Below are 23532 nucleotides of genomic sequence, written 5' to 3' on the forward strand. Positions count from 1 at the left end.
GGGCAAGCCATTGCCCTCCCTTTTCAGCTAACGCCCGGAAAACAGGGCGAAACAACGTCAGGGGAAATGCATGGCTCTTGCGGATGCCCGAACAGGGTCCGGCGAACCGCCGAAGGTATCTCTTCTCTACAATCCTGCACTGAGAAGCATCGTCTATCAGGTCGTCACATTCGTGGTGATCGTCGCCGCCGTCTGGTACGCTTGGAACAACGTCGTCCAGAACCTCGCCCGCGCCAACATGACGGCCGGCTTCGGCTTCCTCAACAGCCGCGCGGGCTTCGACATCGCGCAGACGCTGATCGCCTATTCGAGCGATTCGACCTATTTCCGCGCGCTGCAGGTCGCCCTCATCAACACGCTGGTCGTCGCTGCCGTCGGCATCGTTACCGCGACGATCGTCGGCCTTCTCGTCGGTGTCGGACGCCTGTCGAACAACTGGCTGATCGCCAAGCTCTGCACGGTCTATGTGGAAGTCTTCCGCAACATTCCGCCGCTGCTGGTCATCTTCTTCTGGTATCTCGGCGTTCTCGCCCTGCTGCCGTCGATCCGCACCATCTTCCAGAGCGTGAAGGATAATCCCGACGCGGTCTTCTTCATCTCCAACCGCGGCATCTACATGCCGGCTCCGGTCTTCGGCGAAGGCTTCGGGGTGGTGCTCGGGGCCTTTGTGCTCGGCATTATCGCCGCCATCGCCTTCACGATCTGGGCCAATGCCCGCCAGCGCGCCACGGGCCAGCGCCCGCCGGTGCTGTGGGTCAATCTCGCGCTCATCCTGCTCTTCCCGCTCGGCGTCTTCATCGCGATGGGCCAGCCGCTGACGCTCGATTATCCCGTACCCGGCTCCTTCAACATGAAGGGCGGCATGGTGATCGGGCCGGAATTCCTGGCGCTCTACCTCGCGCTGTCGCTCTATACGGCCGCCTTCATCGCAGAAATCGTGCGCGCCGGCATCCGCGGCGTGCCGAAGGGCCAGTCCGAGGCCGCCTTCGCGCTCGGGCTGCGCTCGGGTCATACGACCCGCCTCGTCGTGCTGCCGCAGGCGCTCAGGATCATCATCCCGCCGCTCACCTCGCAATATCTCAACCTCATCAAGAACTCCTCGCTCGCGGTGGCTGTCGGTTACGCCGACCTCGTCGCGGTCGGCGGCACCATCCTCAACCAGTCGGGCAAGTCGATCGAGATCATCTCGATCTGGATGCTGATCTACGTCTCGATCAGCCTCATCACCTCGCTGTTCATGAACTGGTTCAACGCCAAGATGGCCCTGGTGGAGCGCTGAGATGACCGACAACATCACCTATCTGCGCGACCGCTTCCTGGAGGCCGAAAAACCGCCGGCTTCCGAAAAATCGGCCGTCGCCTGGATTCGCAACAACCTCTTCGCCTCCTGGAAAGACGGTATCCTGACGGTCGTCGCCATCACGGCGATCCTCTATTACCTGCCGAAGGCGCTGAACTGGCTGTTCTTCTCCGCCGTCTGGAGCGGTACGGACCGCACCGCCTGCCTCACCGTCGACCAGGGCGGCCAGTTGCCCTCCGGCTGGAACGGCGCGTGCTGGGCCTATGTGAACGACCGCTTCGTGCAGTTCATGTTCGGCTCCTATCCGCGCGACGAACTTTGGCGTCCGCTGCTGGTCGTCGCCCTGTTCGTGGCGCTGCTCGTTCCCTTCCTGATGCCGAAGCTGCCGCGCAAGGGGCTGAACGCCCTCCTGCTCTTGGTGGCTTTCCCCATCGTCTCCTACATCCTGCTGCTCGGCGGCTGGTTCGGTCTCAGGCATGTGGAAACGTCGCTCTGGGGCGGCCTGATGGTGACGCTCGTGCTCTCCTTCGTCGGCATCGTGGTCTCGCTTCCGGCGGGTATCCTGCTGGCGCTCGGGCGACGGTCGAGCATGCCGGTGATGAAAACGGTCTGCGTCGTCTTCATCGAGTTGATCCGCGGCGTGCCGCTGATCACCGTGCTCTTCATGGCGAGCGTGCTGCTGCCGCTGTTCCTGGAGCCGGGCAACAATATCGACAAGTTCCTGCGCGCGCTCATCGGCGTGTCGATCTTCGCATCCGCCTATATGGCGGAGGTTATTCGCGGCGGTCTTCAAGCCATTCCGAAAGGACAATATGAAGCGGCCGATGCTCTTGGTCTAAACTACTTCCACAAAATGACCTTCATCGTGCTTCCGCAGGCCATCAAGCTCGTGATCCCCGGTATCGTGAACACCTTCATCGGCATGTTCAAGGATACGTCCCTCGTCACGATCATCTCGATGTACGACCTGCTCGGCATCGTGAAGGCGAGTTTTGGGGACTCGGGCTGGATCACGCCGGTCACGCCCCTGACGGGCCTGATCTTCGCCGGCTTCACGTTCTGGATTTTCTGCTTCGGCATGTCGCGCTACTCGGCTTTCGTGGAACGCCGGCTCGACACGAACCACAAAAGATAACTGAGAGGAAACAACAATGGCCAACCAAGCCCAGGCGCAACAGATGACGGTTTCCGCTACGGATGTCGCCGTCGAGATCGTCAACATGAACAAGTGGTACGGCGATTTTCACGTGCTGCGCGACGTCAATCTCAAGGTCATGAAGGGCGAGCGCATCGTCATCGCCGGCCCGTCCGGCTCGGGCAAGTCCACCATGATCCGCTGCATCAACCGTCTGGAAGAGCACCAGAAGGGCCAGATCGTCGTCGACGGCATCGAGCTGACCAACGACCTGAAGAAGATCGACGAAGTGCGCCGCGAAGTCGGCATGGTGTTCCAGCACTTCAACCTCTTCCCGCACCTGACGATCCTCGAAAACTGCACGCTGGCCCCGATCTGGGTACGCAAGATGCCGAAGAAGGATGCCGAGGAAGTGGCGATGCACTACCTCAAGCGCGTCAAGATCCCGGAACAGGCCAACAAGTATCCGGGCCAGCTCTCCGGCGGCCAGCAACAGCGCGTTGCAATCGCCCGCTCGCTCTGCATGAAGCCGAAGATCATGCTCTTCGACGAGCCGACCTCGGCGCTCGACCCGGAAATGGTCAAGGAAGTGCTCGACACCATGGTGTCGCTGGCCGAAGAAGGCATGACCATGCTGTGCGTGACGCACGAAATGGGCTTTGCCCGTCAGGTCGCCAACCGCGTCATCTTCATGGACCAGGGCCAGATCGTCGAGCAGAATTCGCCGGCCGAGTTCTTCGACAATCCGCAGCACGAGCGCACCAAGCTGTTCCTCAGCCAGATCCTGCACTAGGCGGATCGGTATCGAACGAGAAAAGGCGGGCCATCGAGCCCGCCTTTTTGTTTGCGCATGAGAGAGGGCATTTTACGACACAAGGATCGCACGGCGTATCTGCCGGCCTTCTCTTGCTCTCACCCCTCGCCCGGGTGGATCGGTTCATTCATGGCTCGAACGCGCTGACCGGGATTTGGAACCGGCTCGGCTCCGGCGCGTTGTGATTGCGAACGAAGCAGAAAGGTTCCACCATGTTGAAGCTCAGAACCAGCCTTGCCGCAGGCGCCGTCTCTTTGGCCCTTGCCCTCACATCCGCCATTCCCGCGCAGGCGGTCACCTTCCCGAACGTTCCCGTTCCAGCGGCGTCCGCCGTCGAAAAGGTGCAGTATAATTACGACCGCCGGATGGAACGCCGCTGGCACGGCCACCGCGGCTCCCGTTACCACCGCCCCGGCTACCGCCGCCATTCGGATGGATGGTGGTATCCGCTCGCCGCCTTCGGCCTCGGTGCCGCGATCGGCGGCGCGATCGCCAACGATCGCGATACGGGCGATTCGCATGTGAGCTGGTGCGCGAACCGCTACCGGTCCTATCGCGCCTACGACAATACGTTCCAGCCCAACTATGGCCCCCGCAGGGCCTGCATCTCTCCCTACTCGCGATAGGGATGGCGCGGGGTCAGGCTCTCACGCCGCATGCAAACAAAAAACCCGGCATTCCTGCCGGGTTTTTCTTGATCGTTCGTCACCAGCCTCAAACGAGCCGGCTCTGCTCCAGCGCCGCTTCCACGAAGCTGGCGAAGAGCGGATGCGGGTCGAGCGGGCGGCTCTTCAGCTCCGGGTGATACTGCACGCCGATGAACCACGGATGGTCGGCATATTCCACCGTTTCCGGCAGCAGGCCGTCCGGCGACATGCCGGAGAAGACGAGGCCGCAGCCTTCAAGCTTCTGCTTGTAGTCGACGTTAACCTCGTAGCGATGGCGGTGGCGTTCGGAAATGTCCGTCGTGCCGTAGATGTCGGCGATCTTCGTGCCGCCCTTCAGCGAGGCGCGGTAGGCACCGAGACGCATCGTGCCGCCGAGGTCGCCGGAAGCCGAACGCTTCTCCAGATCGTTGCCCTTCACCCATTCCGTCATCAGGCCGACGACCGGCTCGGCCGTCTTGCCGAATTCGGTGGAGGAGGCCTTCCCGATGCCGGCGAGGTTGCGCGCCGCTTCCACGACCGCCATCTGCATGCCGAAGCAGATGCCGAAATAGGGCACCTTGCGTTCGCGGGCAAAGCGCGCCGCATTGATCTTGCCTTCGGAACCGCGCTCGCCGAAACCGCCGGGAACGAGGATGCCGTGCACCTTCTCGAGATAGGGCGCCGGATCTTCCTTCTCGAAGACCTCCGACTCGATCCACTCGAGCTTGACCTTGACGTGGTTGGCGATGCCGCCGTGATAGAGCGCCTCGATCAGCGACTTGTAGGCGTCCTTGAGGCCGGTGTACTTGCCGACGATGGCGATGGTCACCTCGCCTTCCGGCGTCTTGATGCGGTCGGAAACCTTCTGCCAGGCGTCGAGACGGGGCTTCGGGGCCGGTTCGATGCCGAAGGCGGCCAGGACTTCGTCGTCGAGGCCTTCCTTGTGGTAGGCGAGCGGCACGTCGTAGATCGACGCGACATCGAGCGCCTGGATGACCGCCGAGGGACGCACATTGCAGAACAGCGAAAGCTTCTTGCGTTCGGCTTCCGGGATTTCCCGGTCCGCACGCACCAGCAGGATATCGGGGTGAATGCCGAGCGCCTGCAGTTCCTTCACGGAATGCTGCGTCGGCTTGGTCTTCAGCTCGCCGGCGGCCGGGATATAGGGCATCAGCGTCAGGTGGACATAGACGGCCGTGCCGCGCGGCAGGTCGTTGCCGAGCTGGCGGATCGCTTCCATGAAGGGCATGGCCTCGATGTCGCCCACCGTGCCGCCGATCTCGCAGAGCACGAAGTCGTAGTCGTCATTGCCTTCGGTGACGAAGTTCTTGATCTCGTTGGTGACGTGCGGAATGACCTGCACGGTCGCACCGAGATAGTCGCCGCGGCGTTCCTTGTCGATGATGTTCTTGTAGATGCGGCCGGTGGTGATGTTGTCGGTCTTGGTCGCCGAGCGGCCGGTGAAGCGCTCGTAATGGCCAAGGTCGAGGTCGGTTTCCGCACCGTCGTCGGTGACGAACACTTCGCCGTGCTGCGTCGGGCTCATGGTGCCCGGGTCGACATTGAGATAGGGGTCCAGCTTCCGCAGGCGAACGCGGTAACCGCGGGCCTGAAGGAGAGCTCCGAGTGCAGCGGCTGCGATGCCTTTTCCGAGGGAAGAAACCACGCCGCCTGTGATGAATACATATCGCGCCATGGGAGTCACCGGATACCTTTTCAAAATCGATTCCGCCACCGAAAAATCACCTTGACCGTGATTTCGGAAGTCGCAATCGGCGTTTTACACAGAAGAAGGCCGGTTGGTTTGCGCCAACCGGCCGGTTTGTTTTCGTTTTCGCGGCTTACTGGCCGCTCGGAACGCCGGCGTTGCCGCCCTGCCCCGTTGCGGCACCCGTGTCGGTGCCCGTCGCCGTGCCGGAATTGGCCGGCGTGTTGCCGGTGCCGGTGGCAGCGCCGCCCTCGGTCGGAACGGCATCCGTGCCGGTCGTCGCGGGCGTCTGGTTCGTGTTGGTCTGCGTATCTTGCTTCTGCTCGCCGCCGCCGAGGGCGTCGAGGACGCCGCCCGTGCCGGTCGTGCCCGGAATACGGTCGAGAATATCGGTCGGCCGCGTCTCGTAGCGGGCATAGATGCCCATGCCGAGCGCCAAGACGAAGAACAGCGTGGCGAGGATCGCCGTGGTGCGCGTCAGGGCATTGGCCGTGCCGCGGGCCGACATGAAGCCGGAGCCGCCGCCGATGCCGAGGCCGCCGCCTTCGGACCGCTGGATCAGCACGACGCCGATCAGCGCGACGACGACCATGAGATAGATGACGAGCAAGATGGTCTGCATGTTTTCCAGGTCCCGGCCAAACGGCCCACATTTTCAGGTTTGCGGCTCAATATACCAAGCCGTGCGCCATTCCAAGCCCTTACCGGCCAATCCGCCCGCCCTTTTGCGGAGCAGGCGGAGAAAGCCTCAGGCCGTCAGCGCTTCATATGCACGGTAGATGGCAAGGAAGTCGTCGGATTTCAAGCTCGCCCCGCCGATCAGCGCGCCGTCGACATTGGCGACGCCCATCAGTTCCCCGGCATTGCCCGGCTTGACCGAGCCGCCGTAGAGAATGCGCATCTTCGCGCCTTCGCCGGCGAAGCGGGCGGTCAGTTCGGCGCGCATGAAGGCATGCGCCTCCTCCACATCCGCCGCCGTCGGCGTCAGGCCCGTACCGATCGCCCAGACCGGCTCATAGGCGATGACGGTATTTTGCGCGGTCGCGCCGTCCGGCACGGAGGCGGCAAGCTGCGTCTTCAGCACGTCGAGCGTCTTGCCCGCCTTGCGCTCGTCGCCGGTCTCGCCGATGCAGACGATGGCGACGAGATCGTTCTGGTGGGCGATCTCAGCCTTGGCGCGCACCAGCGCGTCACTTTCCTCGTGATCCGTGCGGCGCTCGGAATGGCCGACGATGACATGGGTGCCAAAGCAATCGGCGATCATCTCGGCGGAGACATCGCCGGTATGCGCGCCGGAGGCCTTCTCGTGGCAATCCTGCGCGCCGATCTGCAGCGGGCTGTCGTCGCACAGCGCGGTCGCCACATAGAGAAGCGTCGCCGGCGGGCAGATCAGCGTTTCCACCTTCTGCGAAAGCGGCCCCTTCACACCCTCGGCCATCGCCTTGATCTGGTCGAGCGATGCGCGCGTGCCGTTCATCTTCCAGTTTCCGGCGACGAGCGGTGTAACGTCCGGTGTCATGAGCATCCCCTTCCATGAAATCAACCGCATGGGGCGTAGCAAATCGGGGCCGGCAAGAAAAGGTGCGTTCTGCGGCGGCAGGGCCGGAATCGGGCTTGAATATTGCAGGCTTCTGAACCGTAATATCGTCAGGGCGAACTCGATCATGCAGGATGGATGGGGCGCATGCTTTCCTCACGACGCCTTATAGCCGGCGCGGCGGTCGCGCTTCTGCTTGCCGGCGCCGCCGTGGCGCAGGAGAGCCAGCCGCAGACGCGCGGCCTGATGCCCATCAAGACCGCTGTCGGCCGCGTGACGGCCGAGGAGGCGGAGGCCTCGCGGGAAATCGGCGCAAAGCGCGTCGCGCTCGTCGTCGGCATGGGCGCCTATACGTCCATCGCGCCGCTGCGCAACACCGAGGCGGATGCGCGCGCCGTCGCCACGATGCTCGAACGGCTCGGCTTCACGGTGGACCTCGCCGTCGATATCCCCCTCGACCAGATGAAGGACACGATCGCCGCCTTCTCCCGCAAATCGGAAACCGCCGATATCGCCATGGTCTATTATGCCGGCCACGGGGTCGAGGCGGCCGGCGAGAACTACCTGATCCCCATCGACATCCAGATCGACGATCCCGCAAAGATACCGGACCGGGCCGTCAGCCTGCGCTCGGTGCTCGGCAGCGTCGCCCATGCCCGCAAGCTGCGCATCGTCATCCTCGATTCCTGCCGCAACAACCCCTTCCCCGCCTCGCCTGGCTTTACCGCGGCGGCAGGCGTGGCAGGCGCTTCTGCCATGGGCGGCGGCGGGCTTTCCGCACCCGATCCCTCGCAGGGCATGCTTGTCGTCTATGCGGCGGAGGGCGGCAAGGTGGCGCTCGACGGCGAAGGCGAACACAGTCCCTTCACCAGCGCGATCCTCGAAAGCCTGCCGCGCCCCAATGTCGAGATCGGCCTCGTCTTTCGCCAGATCCGCGACCGCGTCATGACGCTGACGGCCAACCGCCAGCAGCCGCATTTCTACGGCTCGCTCTCCGGCGCGCCCTTTTTCCTTGCCGGCGAGGACGCCAGGGTCGCCGCCATAACCGACAAGGCCGGCCAGTGGCAGGCGCTGAAGCCCGATCAGGTCGAGCAGCTCGCGAGCCTTGCCGAAGAAGGCAACACCCGCGCCATGATCGGCCTCGGCTATATGGCCCTCTCGCCGGATTCGGCGAAATTCCAGCCCGCCGAGGCCTTCCGGCTGTTCAGCAAGGCGGCCGAGGCCGGGGATGCCGAAGCCATGTTCGAACTCGGCAAGCTGCATGAAAAGGGTATCGGCACCCCGCAAAACGTGCCCGAAGCGCTGAAACTCTACCGCAAGTCCGCCGATCTCGGCTTCGCCGATGCCATCAACGACCTCGGCTTCCTCTATTATCAGGGCGCCGAAGGCCTGCCGCGCGATCCAAAGCAGGCCATCGCGCTTTTCGTCAAGGCGGCGGACCTGCGCCATCCGCAGGCCATGTTCAACGTCGCCGCGCTGATCGACGACGGCATGATCCCCGGAAAGACGCCGCAGGATGCAGCCGCCTATCTCTATCAGGCGCTGCGCTCCGGCGTTTCGGACGTATTGGAGCAGCTCACCAGCCGCCCGACCATGTTCAAGCCGGAAACCCGCCGCGCGCTTCAGGCCGAGTTGCAGCGCAACCAGTTCTATGCCGGCGCGCTGGACGGCGATCTCGGCGCAGGCACCCAGCGCGGCATGCGCATCGCCTTCGGGCAGGCACAATAGCGGAGATAGCAATGAGGAAACCGGAAGCCCTGCGTTCGATCCAGACCGTGCTTCTCACCGCGGCGCTCACGCTCGCCGGCCTGCCGGAGACCTACGGTCAGGTGGCGCCGCCGCCCGGCGGCGGTGGCGGGACGACCACCACCGGAAGCTCCGGCGGACTGACGACCGGCAGGAGTTCGAACCACACCTCCATCGAGACCACGACGCCGACCGAATACCTCACCCTCTCGATCGCCCGGAACATCGGTGCGGCGAGCGAGGAATGCGCCGCCTACGACCCGGTCTACCGCATCGACTGCCTGCGCCAGCGCCTTCTCGACATCGCCCAGCGCATCCCGAAGGGACCGGCCTATGACGAGGCCCGGCAGATCGTCCGCCAGGCTGCCGGCAGGCTCGGCCGCATCCAGGCCGCCAATGTCGACGCCAAGGCCCCGCGCATCCGCTCGCGCGGCAATGCGCGCATCAAGACGACGAAAACCTATACGGCCATCCGCCGCCGCAATCTGGAAAAGGCCATGGATCAGGCGCGGCAGGTCATAGAGGAAGCGCAGACGCAGCTTCTGCGCGCCTCGGAAAACTCCGAGAAGCGGGCGAGCCATTACCGGCAGATCGCCGCCGCCGTCGGCTCGACCAAGGTTCTGCTGCGCTCGACGTAAGGCGTTACTGCGCCAGCAGCCAGTTCAGCGTCTCGCGCCAGTCGGTCATGCGCACGGGCGTGCCGTGGCCGCCGGTCTGGAACAGCACGAAGCGCGTCGGAATGCCCGCCTTGCGCAGCTTGCGGAAGACGGCGACCTGATCGTTGGCGGCATAGACGCTGTCGCTGTCGCCATGGGCGAAGAAGACCGGCAGCTTCGCCTTGAAGGCGGCGGTCCTGGCATAGTCGCCATCCGCCGCCCCGCCCATCAGCACCATGCCGGCAAGGTTCTTCACCGCCGTCGCATCGCGCGCCACGCGGGCGCAGATGAAGCTGCCCATCGAGGCGCAGGCGAGGATGACGGGCCTGTCCGGCGAAAGCGCCCGGGCGCGCAGGATGAGGCCGGAGACAAGCGCCGCGCCCTTGTCGTCGAAGGATGGAACGCTCGGCGCGTAGTAGACGCCGCCGTTCTGCACCGCGAGGTTCTTGATGCGGTTGAAATTGCCGCCGAAATTCCAGTCGTTGTTGCCAAGCCGCCGGTCCCCGCCGCGGCCGTGGATGAAGATGACCGTGAAGGCCGCCCCCTCCTCCTTGCCCGTCATCGCCACATCGAGCGGCCCCGTGGGCGTATCGATCGTGAGGTTGCGCTGCGCCTTCTTCACCGCCGTGGAGACATAGGCGGACTTCACCCGCCGTTCCGGGATCTGGTCGCGGCCGTTGATGTCGCGCATCTCCTCGTAATCGACGACGCGCAGCGCCCCGTCATCCGCCGTCTCGATGAGCCGGCCATAGCCGAAAAGCTCGTCTTTCCACGGCTTCAGCGTCAGCGCGGCGGCGTCCTGGGCCGCCATCGCGGCGAAGGTCGCGGCCAAAAGCAGCCGGCGAAGGCAATGAACTGTGGACTGAGGCATGAACCGGCGCTCCCTTGGGGTGGCGATACTTGCCATCCGCCCGCGCACAACGCAATCCTCCACAGGCGTCGGCATACCCGGACATCGCGAAAACCCGCAGAATCTGGCAGAGTCACCCGTGATTCGCCGACGACCTGATCTTCGCCAGCCCCCGATCCTTTCATATCGGAATATGGGACTGGCAACCGGAACAAACTCTGAACGGCCCATGCAAGACGACAACAACGACCTCTTCGCCAACATGCCTTCCGAACCCGCCCGGCAGCCCGCCGCGCCGGAGGACAAGGCCGCGCGCGCGCCTGTCCCGGCCCCTGCCGCCGAAAGCCGGCCGGCCCCGGTCCAGCCCGAAGGCTCCGGCGGCTACGATGCCTCGGCCATCCGCGTGCTGGAAGGCCTGGAGCCGGTGCGCATGCGTCCCGGCATGTATATCGGCGGCACGGACGAGAAGGCGCTGCACCACCTCTTCGCCGAAGTCATCGACAACTCGATGGACGAAGCCGTCGCCGGTCACGCCAATTTCATCGAAGTCAATCTCGACGCCGAAGGCTTCCTGACCGTCACGGACAACGGCCGCGGCATCCCCGTCGAGAACCACCCGCAGATGCCGGGCAAGTCGACGCTCGAGGTCATCCTCACCGTGCTCCATGCCGGCGGCAAGTTCGAAGGCAAGGCCTACGAGACCTCGGGCGGCCTGCACGGCGTCGGCGTCTCGGTGGTGAACGCGCTTTCCGACCAGCTCGAAGTCGAGGTCGCGCGCAACAAGAAGCTCTATCGCCAGCGCTTTTCGCGCGGCAAGCCGGTCGGCGGCCTGGAAGAACTCGGCGACGTGCATAACCGGCGCGGCACGAAGGTGCGCTTCCATCCCGACCCGGAAATCTTCGGCGCGCATGCCCGTTTCGATCCCGGCCGCGTCTTCCGCATGGCCCGTTCCAAGGCCTATCTCTTCGGCGGCGTCGAAATCCGCTGGAGCTGCGATCCCTCCCTGCTGCCGGAAGGCTCGGAAACGCCGGAGAAGGCCGTCTTCCACTTCCCCGGCGGCCTGAAGGACTATCTGCAGGCGACGCTCGGCAAGGAATATACCGTCACGCGCGAAATCTTCGCCGGCAAGAGCGAGAAGTCGGGCGGCCACGGCTCGCTGGAATGGGCCGTCACCTGGTACGGCGGCGATTCGCTGATCCATTCCTATTGCAACACCATCCCCACGGCCGACGGCGGCACGCACGAGGCGGGCCTGCGCATCGCGCTGACCAAGGGCCTGAAGAACTACGCCGAGCTGACGCAGAACAAGCGCGCCGCCGCCATCACCACCGACGACGTGATGATCTCGGCGGTCGGCATGCTCTCGGTCTTCATCCGCGAGCCGGAATTCGTCGGCCAGACGAAGGACAAGCTCGCCACCGTCGAGGCCCAGCGCATCGTCGAGAACGCGCTGCGCGACCCCTTCGACCACTATCTTGCCGACAATCCGGCGGAAGCCGCAAAGCTTCTCGAATGGGTGATCGAGCGCGCGGAAGAGCGCATGCGCCGCCGCAAGGAAAAGGAAGTGAGCCGCAAGACGGCCGTGCGCAAGCTGCGCCTTCCCGGCAAGCTTGCCGACTGCTCGCAGAATTCCGCCGAGGGCGCCGAACTCTTCATCGTCGAGGGCGATTCGGCCGGCGGCTCGGCCAAGCAGGCGCGCAACCGCGCCAATCAGGCGATTCTCCCGCTGCGCGGAAAAATCCTCAACGTCGCCAGCGCCGGCCGCGAAAAGCTCAGCGCCAACCAGCAGATTTCCGATCTCGTGCAGGCGCTCGGCTGCGGCACGCGCTCGAAATACCGCGACGAGGACCTGCGCTACGAGCGCGTCATCGTCATGACCGACGCCGACGTCGACGGCGCGCATATCGCTTCGCTGCTCATCACCTTCTTCTATCAGGAGATGCCGGACCTCATTCGCGGCGGGCATCTCTATCTCGCCGTGCCGCCGCTCTACCGTCTCAGCCAGGGCGGCAAGACGCTCTATGCCCGCGACGACCCGCATCGCGAGGAGCTGATGCGCACCGAGTTCAACGGACGCGGCAAGGTGGAGATCGGCCGCTTCAAGGGCCTCGGTGAAATGCTGCCGGCGCAGCTCAAGGAAACGACGATGGACCCGTCCAAGCGCACCCTGCTGAAGGTGGCTATCGACGACGTCGACTTCGAAGGCACGCGCACGGCGGTGGACGACCTGATGGGCACCAAGCCGGAGGCCCGGTTCCGCTTCATCCAGGAGCGCGCCGTCTTCGCCGACAACCTCGACATCTGAGGCATTGCCGCCATACTTTCGCGGCAATGCCGGCCTCTAACCGGGGCCATCCAACGCGGAAAGGACGGCCATGAAAGCAGCGCTCATCGTCATGACGATCATGGGCTGCGACGACAGCGCGACCCAGTGCCACTATATCGACACGGTCGATCGGAGCTGGCAGACCGTGGCGCTGTGCGACGCCCAGGCCGAGACCTATATCAACCGCCACCAGAACAAGAACTATCCCGTCATCGTCGCCGTCTGCGAAAGCTCCGGCAACCGCATGACCGCGGATGTGGCCACGCCCGAAACGCCGGCCGACGCCACGGCCGGGACGCAAATCCCCGCTCCCGTCGAGACGGCGGAGGAAAAGCAGGGCCTTGCCGCCCGCGCGCTCGGCTTTGTGAAAAAGGCGATCCCGGACGCCGCCTCCCTCAAGGCGGCCGTCACGACGCCGGTGCGCTATGCCGAAAGCGGATATTCCTGGGTCGTGAAGCGGTTTGCCGATTGATGGATGGAGGAATGGCTCGGAACGACACGATGAAGAGCCATACAGGAGAAGCTCCCAACCTCTCCTCCGTCATCCTCGGGCTTGTCCCGAGGATCTGCTGAGCTTCAAAATCCGATAAGTTGGTAGATCCTCGGGACAAGCCCGAGGATGACGGGAGAGGGTCTACGCCGCTTCCCGCGTGGCGATGAGCGCATAGCTGCGCGCCGTCTGGCGCTGTTCGGCAATGGCAAGCCGCTCGACCATTTCCAGCATCGACCGGCAGGACGCGCCCTCAGCGCCACGGGCGCGGGAAAGCAGCCTTTCGGAGAGGGAAAGCAGGCCGTCCCCGCCCTTCGCCTCACGCCTGAGCAGCATCGTCGCCTCGGCGAAGAGCGCGCTGATATCGCGGCCAAGACCCGTGGTCTCATAGAGCGCGCGCACGGCCGCCTCGCGGCCGTCGGAGAGGATGGAACGCACGCGCCGCTCCGCCTGCCCGGAAAGATTGGCGATGGAGACGGCGAAGAACTCGGCCCGGCCCGTGCAGAGCGCATGCATCAGGAAAACCGGCGTCAGCCTGCCGGCAAGGCGCAGATGCTCCACCAGCGCCGGCATTTCCCCATTGGCGACATCCGCCACCATGCCGATCGTCGCTACGTCGCAGGCCTCGCGCGTGATACGCTCGACACGGCTCGAACCGACAGCCGCCTGAATGAGACCGAAGCCCGCCAGCGCCGAACCGATCTTCTCGACCAGCGCGTGGCGCGCATCGCTCGGCAGGTCTTCGCGGTCGAGCAGCAGCGCCCGGATTTCCGCATCGTGGCCGAGCCGGTCGGCAATGCGCGTCAGACTGCGGCGGGAGAGCGCCGCACCCTCATTTTCCAGAAGCACCAGCAGGTCCGCCGCCTCGCCGACTTCGGCGAGCGCGGCCGAAACGGGCCGCGAGACGAAAGCGCGGTGCGCGATCAGCATGCGCGTCGCCTCACCGCCCTTGGCGGCAAGATCGACGAGATCGGCGTCCGTCAGCACAGGCGAACGAAGAAGGATATGGGCGGCGATTTCCGGCTGGTCTTCGGCAAGCGGCAGCACGACGGCGCGCGGCGCGTCCTCGCTGTCCGCCAGCGCCTCGGCCAGCCCCAGCCGCACCTGCGGCGCGGGATCGTCGAGCAGGAAGATCATGGCCATTTCGGCCGCGTGCCGGTCATCCGGCGCGATACGCGCCCGCGCATAGGCCCGCGCCAGAACGCTGGCCGCCTTCGCCCTGTCGGCGGCCCGCGCAGTCTCGACCCAACGGAGAAATGCATGAACGATCAATGGACGCCCCAAACGCCTAAACGCTACTGACACCACCCTAGCGCCAAAGTGTTTAAGATTGGTTCACCATGTCCGTTAACCTGCCGGTGACGCAGCCTTACCCGGCCTTCGGCCGCGTCATGGCGAAGACGTCCGATCCGCCGTCGCAATAATCCATATAGCCCATGCGCCCGAGCGGGCGGGCGACGGCCATGTCGATCATGCCGTCCGTCAGGATCTCCCGGCCGATATGGATGCCGACAACCTGCCCGAACACAACCCAATTGTTCGATTCGCGCCCGTCGAGGTCGACCGGCCGCAAAATCTGGGTCGCCCTGCATTCGAGCGCGGCATAGGCCTCGCCCACATAGGGCGCATCGACCAGCCGGCCCGTGACCGCCGTCAACCCGGCAATCTCGAACTCGTCGACGCCATGGGGCACCGTGATCGAACTCGCATTCATCCGTTCCGCAAGATGCCGGCTCGCCAGCGAGCAGGTGAAGACGCCGGTCTCCTCGATGTTCGTCACGCTGTCCTTGTGGCCGCTGGACGAGAACATCACGAGCTTCGGCGTGTCGCTTACCGCGTTGAAGAACGAATAGGGCGACAGGTTCTGCCGCCCGCCGGCCGATTTCGTGCCGATCCAGCCGATCGGGCGCGGCGCGACGATCGCCTTGAAGGGATCGTGCCTCAGGCCGTGCGCATTCTCCGCCGTCTCGTAGAACAGCGCGTCAGGCGTCATCGCCGATCCAGGTGACGATTTCCGCCAGCTCCGGCCGCGGCCGCTCCGTCGGCGGCACGGTCGGCGTGCCGATATGGATGAAGCCGGCGACCTTCTCGCCCGCATTCACCCCGAGGATGCCATGGGCGCGCTCGTCGAAGGCGTACCATTCCGACAGCCAGTTCGACGCAAAACCATAGGCGTTGGCGGCCATGACGAGGTTGAGGCAGACCGCGCCCGCCGACATGAGCTGCTCCCATTCCGGAATCTTCACATGCGGCGCCGCGCGGCTGACCACCGCGATCACGACGGGTGCGCGGGTAAGCCGCGTGTTCTCCACCTTCACCATGTCTTCCGCGAGGTCCGGCTTGTCGCCCATCGCGATCTTCGCCAGTTCCTCGCTGAGACGCCGGCGCGCCTCGCCGCGATAGACGATGAAGCGCCAGGGCGCGAGCTTGCCGTGGTCCGGCACGCGCGAGGCGAGCTTCAGCATCTCCTCCACCTCGCTTTTCGAGGGGCCGGGTTCGCCCATCTGGAAGGCGGGGATCGACCGGCGGGTCGAAAGATAATCGATCAGCTTGATTTCGGTTTTCATCGGGCGGGAGTTCCAATATCCTGGCCGGCAGGCGCGGCCTTGAAAATGCCATTAGCAGGGCTTTCAAGTGGAGCCTTACAGTCAGGAAGTCAACCATCCCCATGCGCATGCGTATCCATCCCGTCGCCGCCATGAGCCTCATCGCCGCGAGCCTTGCCGCGCCGCTCGCGCAGGCGCAGGATTCGCTGGAGAGCTTTTCGCAGATCCCGACGCCGCTGAAGGGCAGCAAGCTCACCTCCTTCAATCCCATCGTGACCGGCGAAGCCATGCCGGAGAACCTGCGCGACGTGACCTGCGAGGCGCTGCTGACCAAGGACGGCCAGCCCATGGAGCATGGCCTGACCTGGCGCGTCTTCTCCCCCATTCCCGGCGCGGACGGCAAGCTGCCGCTGCTGGCGACGTCGGAGGGCGGCACGGCCGCCTTCCAGCTCGTGCCCGGCGAATATTTCGTCAACGTCGCCTTCGGCCGCGCCGGCGCGACGAAGAAGCTCGTCGTGCCCGATGAGGGCGCAGTGGACAAGCAGACCATGGTTCTCGATGCCGGCGGCATCATGCTGAACGCCGTCTCCGGCCCGGATGTGCGCATTCCGCCGAAGGAACTGAGCTTTGCCGTCTATGCCGCCGAAGTGCGCGAGGACGGCGAACGCAATCTCGTCATGGACGACGTCAAGCCGAACACCGTGGTGCGCCTCAATGCCGGCACCTATCACGTCGTTTCAGACTACGGCACGGTCAATGCCGTCATCCGCGCCGATATCCAGGTGGAAGCCGGCAAGCTGACGCGCGCCACCATCCAGCACCGCGCCGCCAAGCTGACGCTGAAGCTCGTCTCCGAGCCGGGCGGCGAGGCCATCGCCGACACGGCCTGGTCGATCCTCACCTCTTCGGGCGACACGGTCTCCGAAAGCGTCGGCGCATTCCCGACGCTGGTTCTGGCGGAAGGCAGCTACATCGCCGTCGCCCGCAACAAGAACAAGATCTATCAGCGCGATTTCCAGGTACAGGCCGGCATGAACACCGATATCGAGGTGTTGCTCGACGAAAAGGCCAACGACCAGAAGGCCGCCGCCGAGGACGTGGTGGACTGAACGTCCCAACCAATCCCCCCAAAATGAAACCGGCCCCGAAGCGGTTCACCGCTTCGGGGCCGGACCGTATCAGGCCTTGCCAAGCTTGCGCTTGAGATCCGGCGCCATCGCCTCCAGCGACAGGGCCGCAATGGCCTCGTCCAGCGACATCGCCGTCTGGTTCTGCGAACCGAGGCGGCGGATGTTGACGGAGCGTTCTTCCGCCTCGCGCTTGCCGCAGACGATGATGACCGGAACCTTGGTCACGGAATGCTCGCGGACCTTGTAGTTGATCTTCTCGTTGCGGGTATCGACCTCGACGGTCATGCCGGCATCGCGCAGCTTGTCGGCCACCTCGCGGGCATAGTCGTCCGCCTCCGAGGTGATCGTCGCCACGACCACCTGCATCGGCGCGATCCAGAGCGGCATATGCCCGGCGAAGTTCTCGATGAGAATGCCGAGGAAGCGCTCCATCGAGCCGCAGATGGCGCGGTGGATCATCACCGGCTGGCGCTTTTCCGACGCCTGGTCGATATAGAAGGCGCCGAAGCGTTCCGGCAGGTTGAAGTCGACCTGCGTGGTGCCGCACTGCCATTCGCGGCCGATGGCGTCCTTCAGCGTATATTCGAACTTCGGCCCGTAGAACGCGCCCTCGCCCGGCAGGATGCCAGTCTTGATACGCCCGCCGGACTGCGCCTCGATGGTCTTCAGAACATCCATCATGACGCTTTCCGCCCGGTCCCACAGCGCATCGGAACCGACGCGCTTTTCCGGACGGGTGGAGAGCTTCACCACGACCTCGTCGAAGCCGAAGTCCTTGTAGACCGAGAGGATCAGGTCGTTGATGCGCAGGCATTCGGCCGCCATCTGCTCGTCGGTGCAGAAGACATGCGCATCGTCCTGCGTGAAGCCGCGCACGCGCATCAGCCCGTGCAGCGCGCCGGAAGGCTCGTAGCGATGCACGTTGCCGAATTCCGCAAGACGCACAGGCAGTTCGCGGTAAGACTTCAAGCCATGCTTGAAGATCTGCACATGGCCCGGGCAGTTCATCGGCTTCAGCGCGAAGACGCGCTCGTCGTCGGTCTCGTCGCCGGCGACGGTCACCTTGAACATGTTGTCGCGATACCAGCCCCAGTGCCCCGAGGTTTCCCACAGCGACTTGTCGAGCACCTGCGGCGCGTTCACCTCTTCATAGGTGCCGGAAAGACGACGGCGCATATAGGCGACGAGCGTCTGGAACATGCGCCAGCCCTTGCCGTGCCAGAAGACGACGCCCGGCCCTTCCTCCTGGAAATGGAACAGGTCCATTTCGCGGCCGAGGCGGCGATGGTCGCGCTTCTCGGCTTCGGCGAGGATGTTGAGATAGGTGTCCAGCTCCTCCTGCGTGCGCCAGGCGGTGCCGTAGATGCGGGTCAGCATCGGATTGTTCGAATCGCCGCGCCAATAGGCGCCCGCGACCTTCATCAGCTTGAAGGCCGTGCCGATCTGGCCCGTCGCAGCCATATGCGGGCCACGGCACAGGTCGAACCAGTCGCCCTGATAGTAGATCTTGAGGTCCTGCCCCTCGGGGATCGCATCGACCAGCTCGACCTTGTACTTCTCGCCCTTGGCGGAGAAGACGTCCTTGGCCTTGTCGCGCGACCAGACTTCCTTGGTGAAAGGCTTGTTGCGCTGGATGATCTCCTTCATGCGCTTTTCGATCTTGGGCAGATCGTCGGGCGTGAAGGGCTCGTCCTTGGCGAAGTCGTAATAGAAGCCGTTGTCGATGACCGGACCGATGGTCACCTGCGTGCCGGGCCAAAGCTCCTGCACGGCCTCGGCCATCACATGGGCGGCATCGTGGCGGATGAGTTCCAGCGCGCGGTCGTCCTCGCGGGTGACGATCTCAATCCGACCGTTCGAAACGGTATCGGAGAGATCGCGCAGCTCGCCATCGAGCGCAATCGCGATCGCCTTCTTGGCCAGCGACTTGGAAATCGCCTCGGCCACGTCACGCCCGGTCGAGCCCGCGGGATATTCGCGGACGGAACCATCGGGGAAAGTCAGGGAAACGGGTGCAGACATTCAAAAATCTCCTATCCAGTCCCGCCAACGAATGCGGGTGGTATGCGAGGAAAAAGGCCGGGGATTCCGGCGTGTAGCGGGTGCGGTATACGGGGAAAACGGGGGGATTGGAAGAGGTGGGGACGATCAGCCCCCTTTCGGCCATTTCAGGGCATTTTCCGGCTCGGGCTACGAACGGGCCGGGTCGAAAATGAAAAGACTCGCTATGAGAAGAGGAGGTATGGCCGCGCCGAAGCAATACACATAGTAGGCCAGCCGGGCTCTGCGACCTCCCCGTTCCGCATGCTCCTTCAAGATTTCCGTCACCAGATAGAGATTGGCAAATCCCAGCCATCCAGTCGGCACTCTGCGGTCCGGATTCGGGTATTTTCGCGCGAGAAAACGCGCATAGTGGTGAGGCAACGCGGTGCAAATACCGCTAAGGACGATGAAAAACAAAATCCACCAAGGCATGTATCCCTCATGAATTCAGGGCTGAAACTCAATCAGACATACAATGCAGATTTGTATTTCGCCTTAATCTCTCAGGGAATTGCATGTTTCCTAGTCAACCGCGCTCCGCCTTCGACACACGCCACAACCGCCATGGCGCCCACCAGCGCAGCCGGTTTTCCAGCGCCTCGGGAACCGGATCGAAGCCATGCGTGCCGCCCGGTCCGCAGCGCATGACGCGAAACAGCGTCATGAACCCGCCGCGCCACAGGCCATGGCGGGCGACGGCCTCGTAGCCGTATTCCGAGCAGGTCGGCAGGTGCCGGCAGGAATTGCCGATGAAGCCGGAAAGCGTGAGCTGGTAGAGACGGATGAGGCCCATGCCGAACAGCCGCCCCGGCGTCTTGCGGAACGGACCGTGCCAGTTGCGGCCCTTATAGGCGAGACGCGGAGCGGAGTGCCCGCAGTCCGGGGCGTCGCACATCGGCCCTCACCCGGCCTTTTCGAGCCGCTTGGCCTCGATCTGGCCGATGGCGTCCACCACGGCGTCGAAGGTCAGCATGGTAGAGGCGTGGCGTGCCTTGTAGTCCTTGACGGGCTTGAGGAAACGCATCTCTTCGAAGCGGCCGGTCGGCCCCTCGCCGTCCGCCTTCAGCATCGCCAGCATGTCCTCGCGCGCCTCACGGATTTCCGCGACGGTCGCGCCGATCACATGCCGCGCCATCACCGAGGACGACGCCTGCCCGAGCGCGCAGGCCTTCACCTCATGGGCGAAATCGCTGACGGTATCGCCGTCGAGCTTGAGATATACCTTCACCCGCGAGCCGCAGAGCTTGGAATGGGCGCCGGCGTCGCCGTCCGCATCCGGCAGGGTGCCGATGCGCGGGATATTGCCGGCGAATTCGAGGATACGGCTGTTATAAATATCGTCCATCATGGCTCTGTTTTCCGCGTTTTTTGCGGAATCTTCAATGATCCGAGGAGATTATTCCGATGTCGTCGGTAAAAAAGCACCGTGTGTCGCCTTGGGCCTCTTTCGCACCCGTTGCCCGATACTATATGATAACTCGTATTGGGGTGAGCGTTTTGCAAGATGCGAGGCATTCACCTGTTGTTTGGGAAACCGTGCCGGACGGTCGAGCGCACTGTTAAGCGAAGACCCGAAAGCCCCGGAGCCCGCCAACGGAACCCAAGCCTGCAGGGTTAGGCGAATGGCCAGTGGCGAGTCCGATAAACACGTCAGGTAACCTGCAGAAAGGTCAATGGGTCCATGGACGCCATAGTCACCAGTTTTCCGCGTATCGAGGATGAAACCGGCCGCCCCTCGCAAAAAGAGGCGGAGGATGCCGTTCGCGTCCTGCTTCGCTGGGCCGGCGACGATCCGGAACGCGAAGGCTTGATCGATACGCCCAAGCGCGTAGCGAAGGCCTACCGCGAACTCTTTTCCGGCTACGACCTCGCCGCCGAGGACGTGCTCGGCCGCACCTTCGAGGAAGTCGCCGGCTATGACGACATGGTGCTGGTGAAGGACATTCCGTTCTTCTCGCACTGCGAGCACCATATGGTGCCGATCATCGGCAAGGCGCATGTCGCCTATCTGCCGAACGGCCGGGTGCTGGGCCTTTCCAAGATCGCCCGCGTGGTGGAAATCTTCGGCCGCCGCCTGCAGACGCAGGAGACGATGACGGCGCAGATCGCAAAATCCATCGACGAAACGCTGAACCCGCGCGGCGTCGCCGTGATGATCGAGGCCGAGCATATGTGCATGGCCATGCGCGGCATCCAGAAGCAGGGTTCGACGACGCTGACGACCACCTTCACCGGCGCCTTCAAGATCGAGCCGGCCGAACAGGTCCGCTTCATGACGATGATCCGCAGCTAGATGCCCATCGCCTTCAAGACCCCGTCGAAGAATAAGGCCGAGCTGGAGACAGGCCCGGCCTTCACCCCCCGATTCGACGATAACGGCCTCGTGACCGCCGTCGTGACGGATGCGAAGGACGGCGAGCTGCTGATGGTCGCCCACATGAACGCCGAGTCCCTGGCGCTCACCATCGAGACCGGAATCGCCCATTACTGGAGCCGCTCGCGCAAGGCGCTCTGGAAGAAGGGCGAGACCTCCGGCAACCTGCAGACCGTCGTGGAGCTGCGGACCGACTGCGACCAGGACGCCGTATGGCTGAAAGTCTCCGTCGCCGGCCACGACGCCACCTGCCATACCGGCCGGCGCTCCTGCTTCTACCGCACCGTCTCGAACGGCCCGGACGGCGCGACGCTGACGATCACCGGCGGCGAGCCGCAATTCGATCCGGCGGCAATCTACAGCAAAAATTAAGCATCCGCGCGAATAGCGTTCCATTCCGGCACGGATTCACCAATTGGCAACCGGCCCGGGCGCCTAATCATGTCCATGGCGGCCTGTATCCCCGCCATGTGGATCAGGACATGGAACCCCATCGCTCGCATGCGTCACGAAAGGTTTCCAGCGCCACCTCCGGCGAGGCGACGGTCCTGCGGGCAAGCGCCCTTCTCCAGTTTGGACCGGATGCGGAGAATGCCCTTTCGGGGCTGAAATTCACCCCGAAAGTTCCCCGCGTCACACAGTGCAACTATCCTGTCATCTATCGTGTTGCTGAAGGCGCGGCAGCGGCGGAACCGTTTGCCACACCGCGAATTCCTTCCCGTAACGGAGGTCCGGCATGCTGAACTGGAGTTTCAATCGCAGTCTCGTAACGGCGGATGCATCGGATCCCGGCGGACCTTCCATGAACGACATGTCGCACATTCCCGCGCCGGCCGCGCCGCGCAAACCCAAGATCGCCCTCGCACTCGGCGGCGGCGCCGCCCGGGGCTGGGCGCATATCGGGGTCCTCAGGGCGCTGGAGGAGGAAGGCATCGAGATCGGCATGATCGCGGGCACCTCCATCGGCGCGCTGGTCGGCGGCTGTTATCTCGCCGGCAAGCTGGACGAGCTGGAAGCCTTCGCCCGCTCGCTCACCATGCGCCGCATCGCCAGCCTCCTCGATTTCACCATCCGCGGCTCCGGCCTCTTCGGCGGCATGCGGCTGACCAAGCGCATGCAGGAGCATCTGGAAAACCTCTCCATCGAGGATCTCGACCGTCCGTTCGTCGCGGTGGCGACGGAGGTCAACAGCGGCCATGAGGTGTGGATCAACAGCGGGGCGCTGATCACGGCGCTGCGCGCCTCCTATGCCCTGCCCGGCATCTTCGAGCCGATCAAGTGCAACAACCGTACGCTGGTGGACGGAGCGCTCGTCAATCCGGTGCCGGTGTCGGTCTGCCGGGCGCATGAGGAGCCGCTGGTCGTCGCCGTCAACCTCAACTACGACCTCTACGGTCGCTCCGCCGTGATCAAGCACAGCGCCAGCCCGCAGAAGATCGAGGAGAACCGGCAGGAAGACAGCGCCGCCCGCCTCGGCCTGACGGGCGTGATGGTGCAGTCCTTCAACATCATCCAGGACCGCATTTCCCGCGCGCGCCTTGCCGGCGACCCGCCGGACCTCGCACTGCATCCGAAGCTGTCGGATATCGGCCTGTCGGAATTCCATCGCGCCGGCGAATCGATCGACCGCGGCTACCTGGAGGCGAAGGCGCGGATTTTCGAGATCAAGCGCATGCAGGAAATCGTCATGGCGCGCTGAGAACCGCGCCGGATCGAAGCAACAGCGGGCGGAGCGATGGAAATCGTTCCGCCCGAAACCGTTCCGGCGGTCGATCAGCCGGAGATATAGGCCTTGATGGCGTCGGCCTCGTGCTGGATGGCGCGGATGTGGGATTTCACCACGTCGCCGATCGAGATGATGCCGACGAGGCGCCCTTCCTTCTCCACGGGGATGTGGCGGGCGCGCAGGGTGCTCATCATTTCCATGAGTTCATCGACGGTCTGGTCTTCGTCGCAGCGATGGACATTGCCCCACATGATGGAGGAAATGGGCTTGTCCAGGCATTCGGCCCCGCTGCGGGCGATGGCGGCCACGATGTCACGCTCGGTCAGGATGCCCGAAATACGGTCGTTGCGATCCACGATGACGATGGCGCCGATGTGATTTTCATGAAGATAGACGGCAGCCTGCCTTACGGTGAGCTGCGGGCCGCCGGTCACGACGTTGCGGCCTTTCTCGTCCAGTATCGTCCTTACATACATGCGTACCTCCCGTGTGCATCATGACGCT

23 protein-coding genes are annotated in these 23532 nt (G+C 64.1%); 12 read left to right on the forward strand and 11 right to left on the reverse strand.

Going from position 1 to position 23532, the window contains the following annotated elements; all coding sequences use genetic code 11:
• The first annotated feature begins 70 nt into the window (after positions 1 to 70).
• The 4 genes from K8M09_RS08370 to K8M09_RS08385 all read left to right on the forward strand — a co-directional run bounded on the left by K8M09_RS08370 (position 71) and on the right by K8M09_RS08385 (position 3875).
• Positions 71 to 1279, forward strand: a complete 1209-nt coding sequence (locus tag K8M09_RS08370) for an amino acid ABC transporter permease (RefSeq protein ID WP_160784291.1) — start codon at positions 71 to 73, stop codon at positions 1277 to 1279.
• 1 nt (position 1280) lies between these two features.
• Positions 1281 to 2435: an amino acid ABC transporter permease gene (locus tag K8M09_RS08375; RefSeq protein WP_160784292.1), complete on the forward strand. Its 1155-nt coding sequence runs from the start codon at positions 1281 to 1283 to the stop codon at positions 2433 to 2435.
• Between the two features lie 16 nt (positions 2436 to 2451).
• Positions 2452 to 3228 carry an amino acid ABC transporter ATP-binding protein gene (locus K8M09_RS08380; protein ID WP_160784293.1) on the forward strand — a complete coding sequence of 259 codons (777 nt, stop codon included), beginning with the start codon at positions 2452 to 2454 and terminating at the stop codon, positions 3226 to 3228.
• A gap of 233 nt (positions 3229 to 3461) precedes the next feature.
• Positions 3462 to 3875, forward strand: coding sequence for a BA14K family protein (locus K8M09_RS08385; RefSeq protein ID WP_160784294.1), 414 nt, complete (start codon positions 3462 to 3464; stop codon positions 3873 to 3875).
• A gap of 88 nt (positions 3876 to 3963) precedes the next feature.
• Here K8M09_RS08385 and K8M09_RS08390 read toward each other — a convergent pair whose 3' ends face one another.
• From K8M09_RS08390 to tpiA, 3 genes are all read right to left on the reverse strand, one after another.
• Positions 3964 to 5592 (reverse strand): CTP synthase, encoded by a 1629-nt coding sequence (locus tag K8M09_RS08390; RefSeq protein WP_160784295.1) that lies wholly within the window; start codon positions 5590 to 5592, stop codon positions 3964 to 3966.
• 145 nt (positions 5593 to 5737) lie between these two features.
• Positions 5738 to 6226, reverse strand: coding sequence for a preprotein translocase subunit SecG (secG, locus tag K8M09_RS08395; protein ID WP_160784296.1), 489 nt, complete (start codon positions 6224 to 6226; stop codon positions 5738 to 5740).
• Between the two features lie 126 nt (positions 6227 to 6352).
• Complete coding sequence (tpiA, locus tag K8M09_RS08400; RefSeq protein WP_160784297.1) at positions 6353 to 7123, reverse strand: triose-phosphate isomerase; 771 nt, start codon at positions 7121 to 7123, stop codon at positions 6353 to 6355.
• Between the two features lie 165 nt (positions 7124 to 7288).
• On the opposite strand from tpiA, the gene K8M09_RS08405 reads away from it, so the two are divergent.
• Together K8M09_RS08405 and K8M09_RS08410 are read left to right on the forward strand one after the other, a co-directional pair.
• On the forward strand, positions 7289 to 8869 hold the full coding sequence (locus tag K8M09_RS08405; RefSeq protein WP_206366636.1) for a caspase family protein: 1581 nt from the start codon (positions 7289 to 7291) through the stop codon (positions 8867 to 8869).
• A gap of 11 nt (positions 8870 to 8880) precedes the next feature.
• On the forward strand, positions 8881 to 9525 hold the full coding sequence (locus K8M09_RS08410; protein ID WP_160784298.1) for a hypothetical protein: 645 nt from the start codon (positions 8881 to 8883) through the stop codon (positions 9523 to 9525).
• A 4-nt stretch (positions 9526 to 9529) separates the two neighbouring features.
• On the opposite strand, the gene K8M09_RS08415 is transcribed toward K8M09_RS08410, so the two are convergent.
• Positions 9530 to 10414, reverse strand: coding sequence for an alpha/beta hydrolase (locus K8M09_RS08415; RefSeq protein WP_160784299.1), 885 nt, complete (start codon positions 10412 to 10414; stop codon positions 9530 to 9532).
• 208 nt (positions 10415 to 10622) lie between these two features.
• Here K8M09_RS08415 and parE point away from each other — a divergent pair, with 208 nt between their 5' ends.
• Together parE and K8M09_RS08425 are read left to right on the forward strand one after the other, a co-directional pair.
• On the forward strand, positions 10623 to 12698 hold the full coding sequence (gene parE / locus K8M09_RS08420; protein WP_160784300.1) for a DNA topoisomerase IV subunit B: 2076 nt from the start codon (positions 10623 to 10625) through the stop codon (positions 12696 to 12698).
• A gap of 70 nt (positions 12699 to 12768) precedes the next feature.
• Entirely contained in the window at positions 12769 to 13191 is a 423-nt protein-coding gene (locus K8M09_RS08425) for a hypothetical protein (RefSeq protein WP_160784301.1), read from the forward strand.
• Positions 13192 to 13353: 162 nt separating this feature from the next.
• On the opposite strand, the gene K8M09_RS08430 is transcribed toward K8M09_RS08425, so the two are convergent.
• The 3 genes from K8M09_RS08430 to K8M09_RS08440 all read right to left on the reverse strand — a co-directional run bounded on the left by K8M09_RS08430 (position 13354) and on the right by K8M09_RS08440 (position 15776).
• Positions 13354 to 14481 carry a DUF2336 domain-containing protein gene (locus K8M09_RS08430; RefSeq protein WP_160784302.1) on the reverse strand — a complete coding sequence of 376 codons (1128 nt, stop codon included), beginning with the start codon at positions 14479 to 14481 and terminating at the stop codon, positions 13354 to 13356.
• Between the two features lie 97 nt (positions 14482 to 14578).
• On the reverse strand, positions 14579 to 15187 hold the full coding sequence (locus tag K8M09_RS08435; RefSeq protein WP_160784581.1) for a flavin reductase family protein: 609 nt from the start codon (positions 15185 to 15187) through the stop codon (positions 14579 to 14581).
• A gap of 4 nt (positions 15188 to 15191) precedes the next feature.
• Positions 15192 to 15776, reverse strand: coding sequence for a nitroreductase family protein (locus K8M09_RS08440; protein WP_160784303.1), 585 nt, complete (start codon positions 15774 to 15776; stop codon positions 15192 to 15194).
• A 101-nt stretch (positions 15777 to 15877) separates the two neighbouring features.
• Here K8M09_RS08440 and K8M09_RS08445 point away from each other — a divergent pair, with 101 nt between their 5' ends.
• Positions 15878 to 16864 (forward strand): hypothetical protein, encoded by a 987-nt coding sequence (locus K8M09_RS08445; RefSeq protein WP_160784304.1) that lies wholly within the window; start codon positions 15878 to 15880, stop codon positions 16862 to 16864.
• Between the two features lie 69 nt (positions 16865 to 16933).
• Here K8M09_RS08445 and thrS read toward each other — a convergent pair whose 3' ends face one another.
• The 3 genes from thrS to K8M09_RS08460 all read right to left on the reverse strand — a co-directional run bounded on the left by thrS (position 16934) and on the right by K8M09_RS08460 (position 20276).
• The gene (thrS, locus tag K8M09_RS08450) at positions 16934 to 18907 is read right to left on the reverse strand and encodes a threonine--tRNA ligase (RefSeq protein ID WP_160784305.1); all 1974 of its coding nucleotides are present in this window, start codon (positions 18905 to 18907) and stop codon (positions 16934 to 16936) included.
• A gap of 547 nt (positions 18908 to 19454) precedes the next feature.
• Positions 19455 to 19823, reverse strand: a complete 369-nt coding sequence (gene yidD, locus K8M09_RS08455) for a membrane protein insertion efficiency factor YidD (protein ID WP_160784306.1) — start codon at positions 19821 to 19823, stop codon at positions 19455 to 19457.
• 6 nt (positions 19824 to 19829) lie between these two features.
• Positions 19830 to 20276 carry an iron-sulfur cluster assembly scaffold protein gene (locus tag K8M09_RS08460; RefSeq protein ID WP_160784307.1) on the reverse strand — a complete coding sequence of 149 codons (447 nt, stop codon included), beginning with the start codon at positions 20274 to 20276 and terminating at the stop codon, positions 19830 to 19832.
• Positions 20277 to 20609: 333 nt separating this feature from the next.
• On the opposite strand from K8M09_RS08460, the gene folE reads away from it, so the two are divergent.
• The 3 genes from folE to K8M09_RS08475 all read left to right on the forward strand — a co-directional run bounded on the left by folE (position 20610) and on the right by K8M09_RS08475 (position 23001).
• Positions 20610 to 21221 carry a GTP cyclohydrolase I FolE gene (gene folE, locus K8M09_RS08465; protein ID WP_160784308.1) on the forward strand — a complete coding sequence of 204 codons (612 nt, stop codon included), beginning with the start codon at positions 20610 to 20612 and terminating at the stop codon, positions 21219 to 21221.
• Positions 21222 to 21674, forward strand: coding sequence for a phosphoribosyl-AMP cyclohydrolase (gene hisI, locus K8M09_RS08470; protein ID WP_160784309.1), 453 nt, complete (start codon positions 21222 to 21224; stop codon positions 21672 to 21674).
• A gap of 364 nt (positions 21675 to 22038) precedes the next feature.
• The gene (locus tag K8M09_RS08475; RefSeq protein ID WP_160784310.1) at positions 22039 to 23001 is read left to right on the forward strand and encodes a patatin-like phospholipase family protein; all 963 of its coding nucleotides are present in this window, start codon (positions 22039 to 22041) and stop codon (positions 22999 to 23001) included.
• Between the two features lie 74 nt (positions 23002 to 23075).
• Here K8M09_RS08475 and K8M09_RS08480 read toward each other — a convergent pair whose 3' ends face one another.
• Positions 23076 to 23504, reverse strand: a complete 429-nt coding sequence (locus K8M09_RS08480) for a CBS domain-containing protein (protein WP_160784311.1) — start codon at positions 23502 to 23504, stop codon at positions 23076 to 23078.
• Positions 23505 to 23532 lie beyond the last annotated feature (28 nt).

The sequence above is a fragment of the Shinella zoogloeoides genome (assembly GCF_020883495.1).
GTDB classification, from domain to species: domain Bacteria; phylum Pseudomonadota; class Alphaproteobacteria; order Rhizobiales; family Rhizobiaceae; genus Shinella; species Shinella zoogloeoides.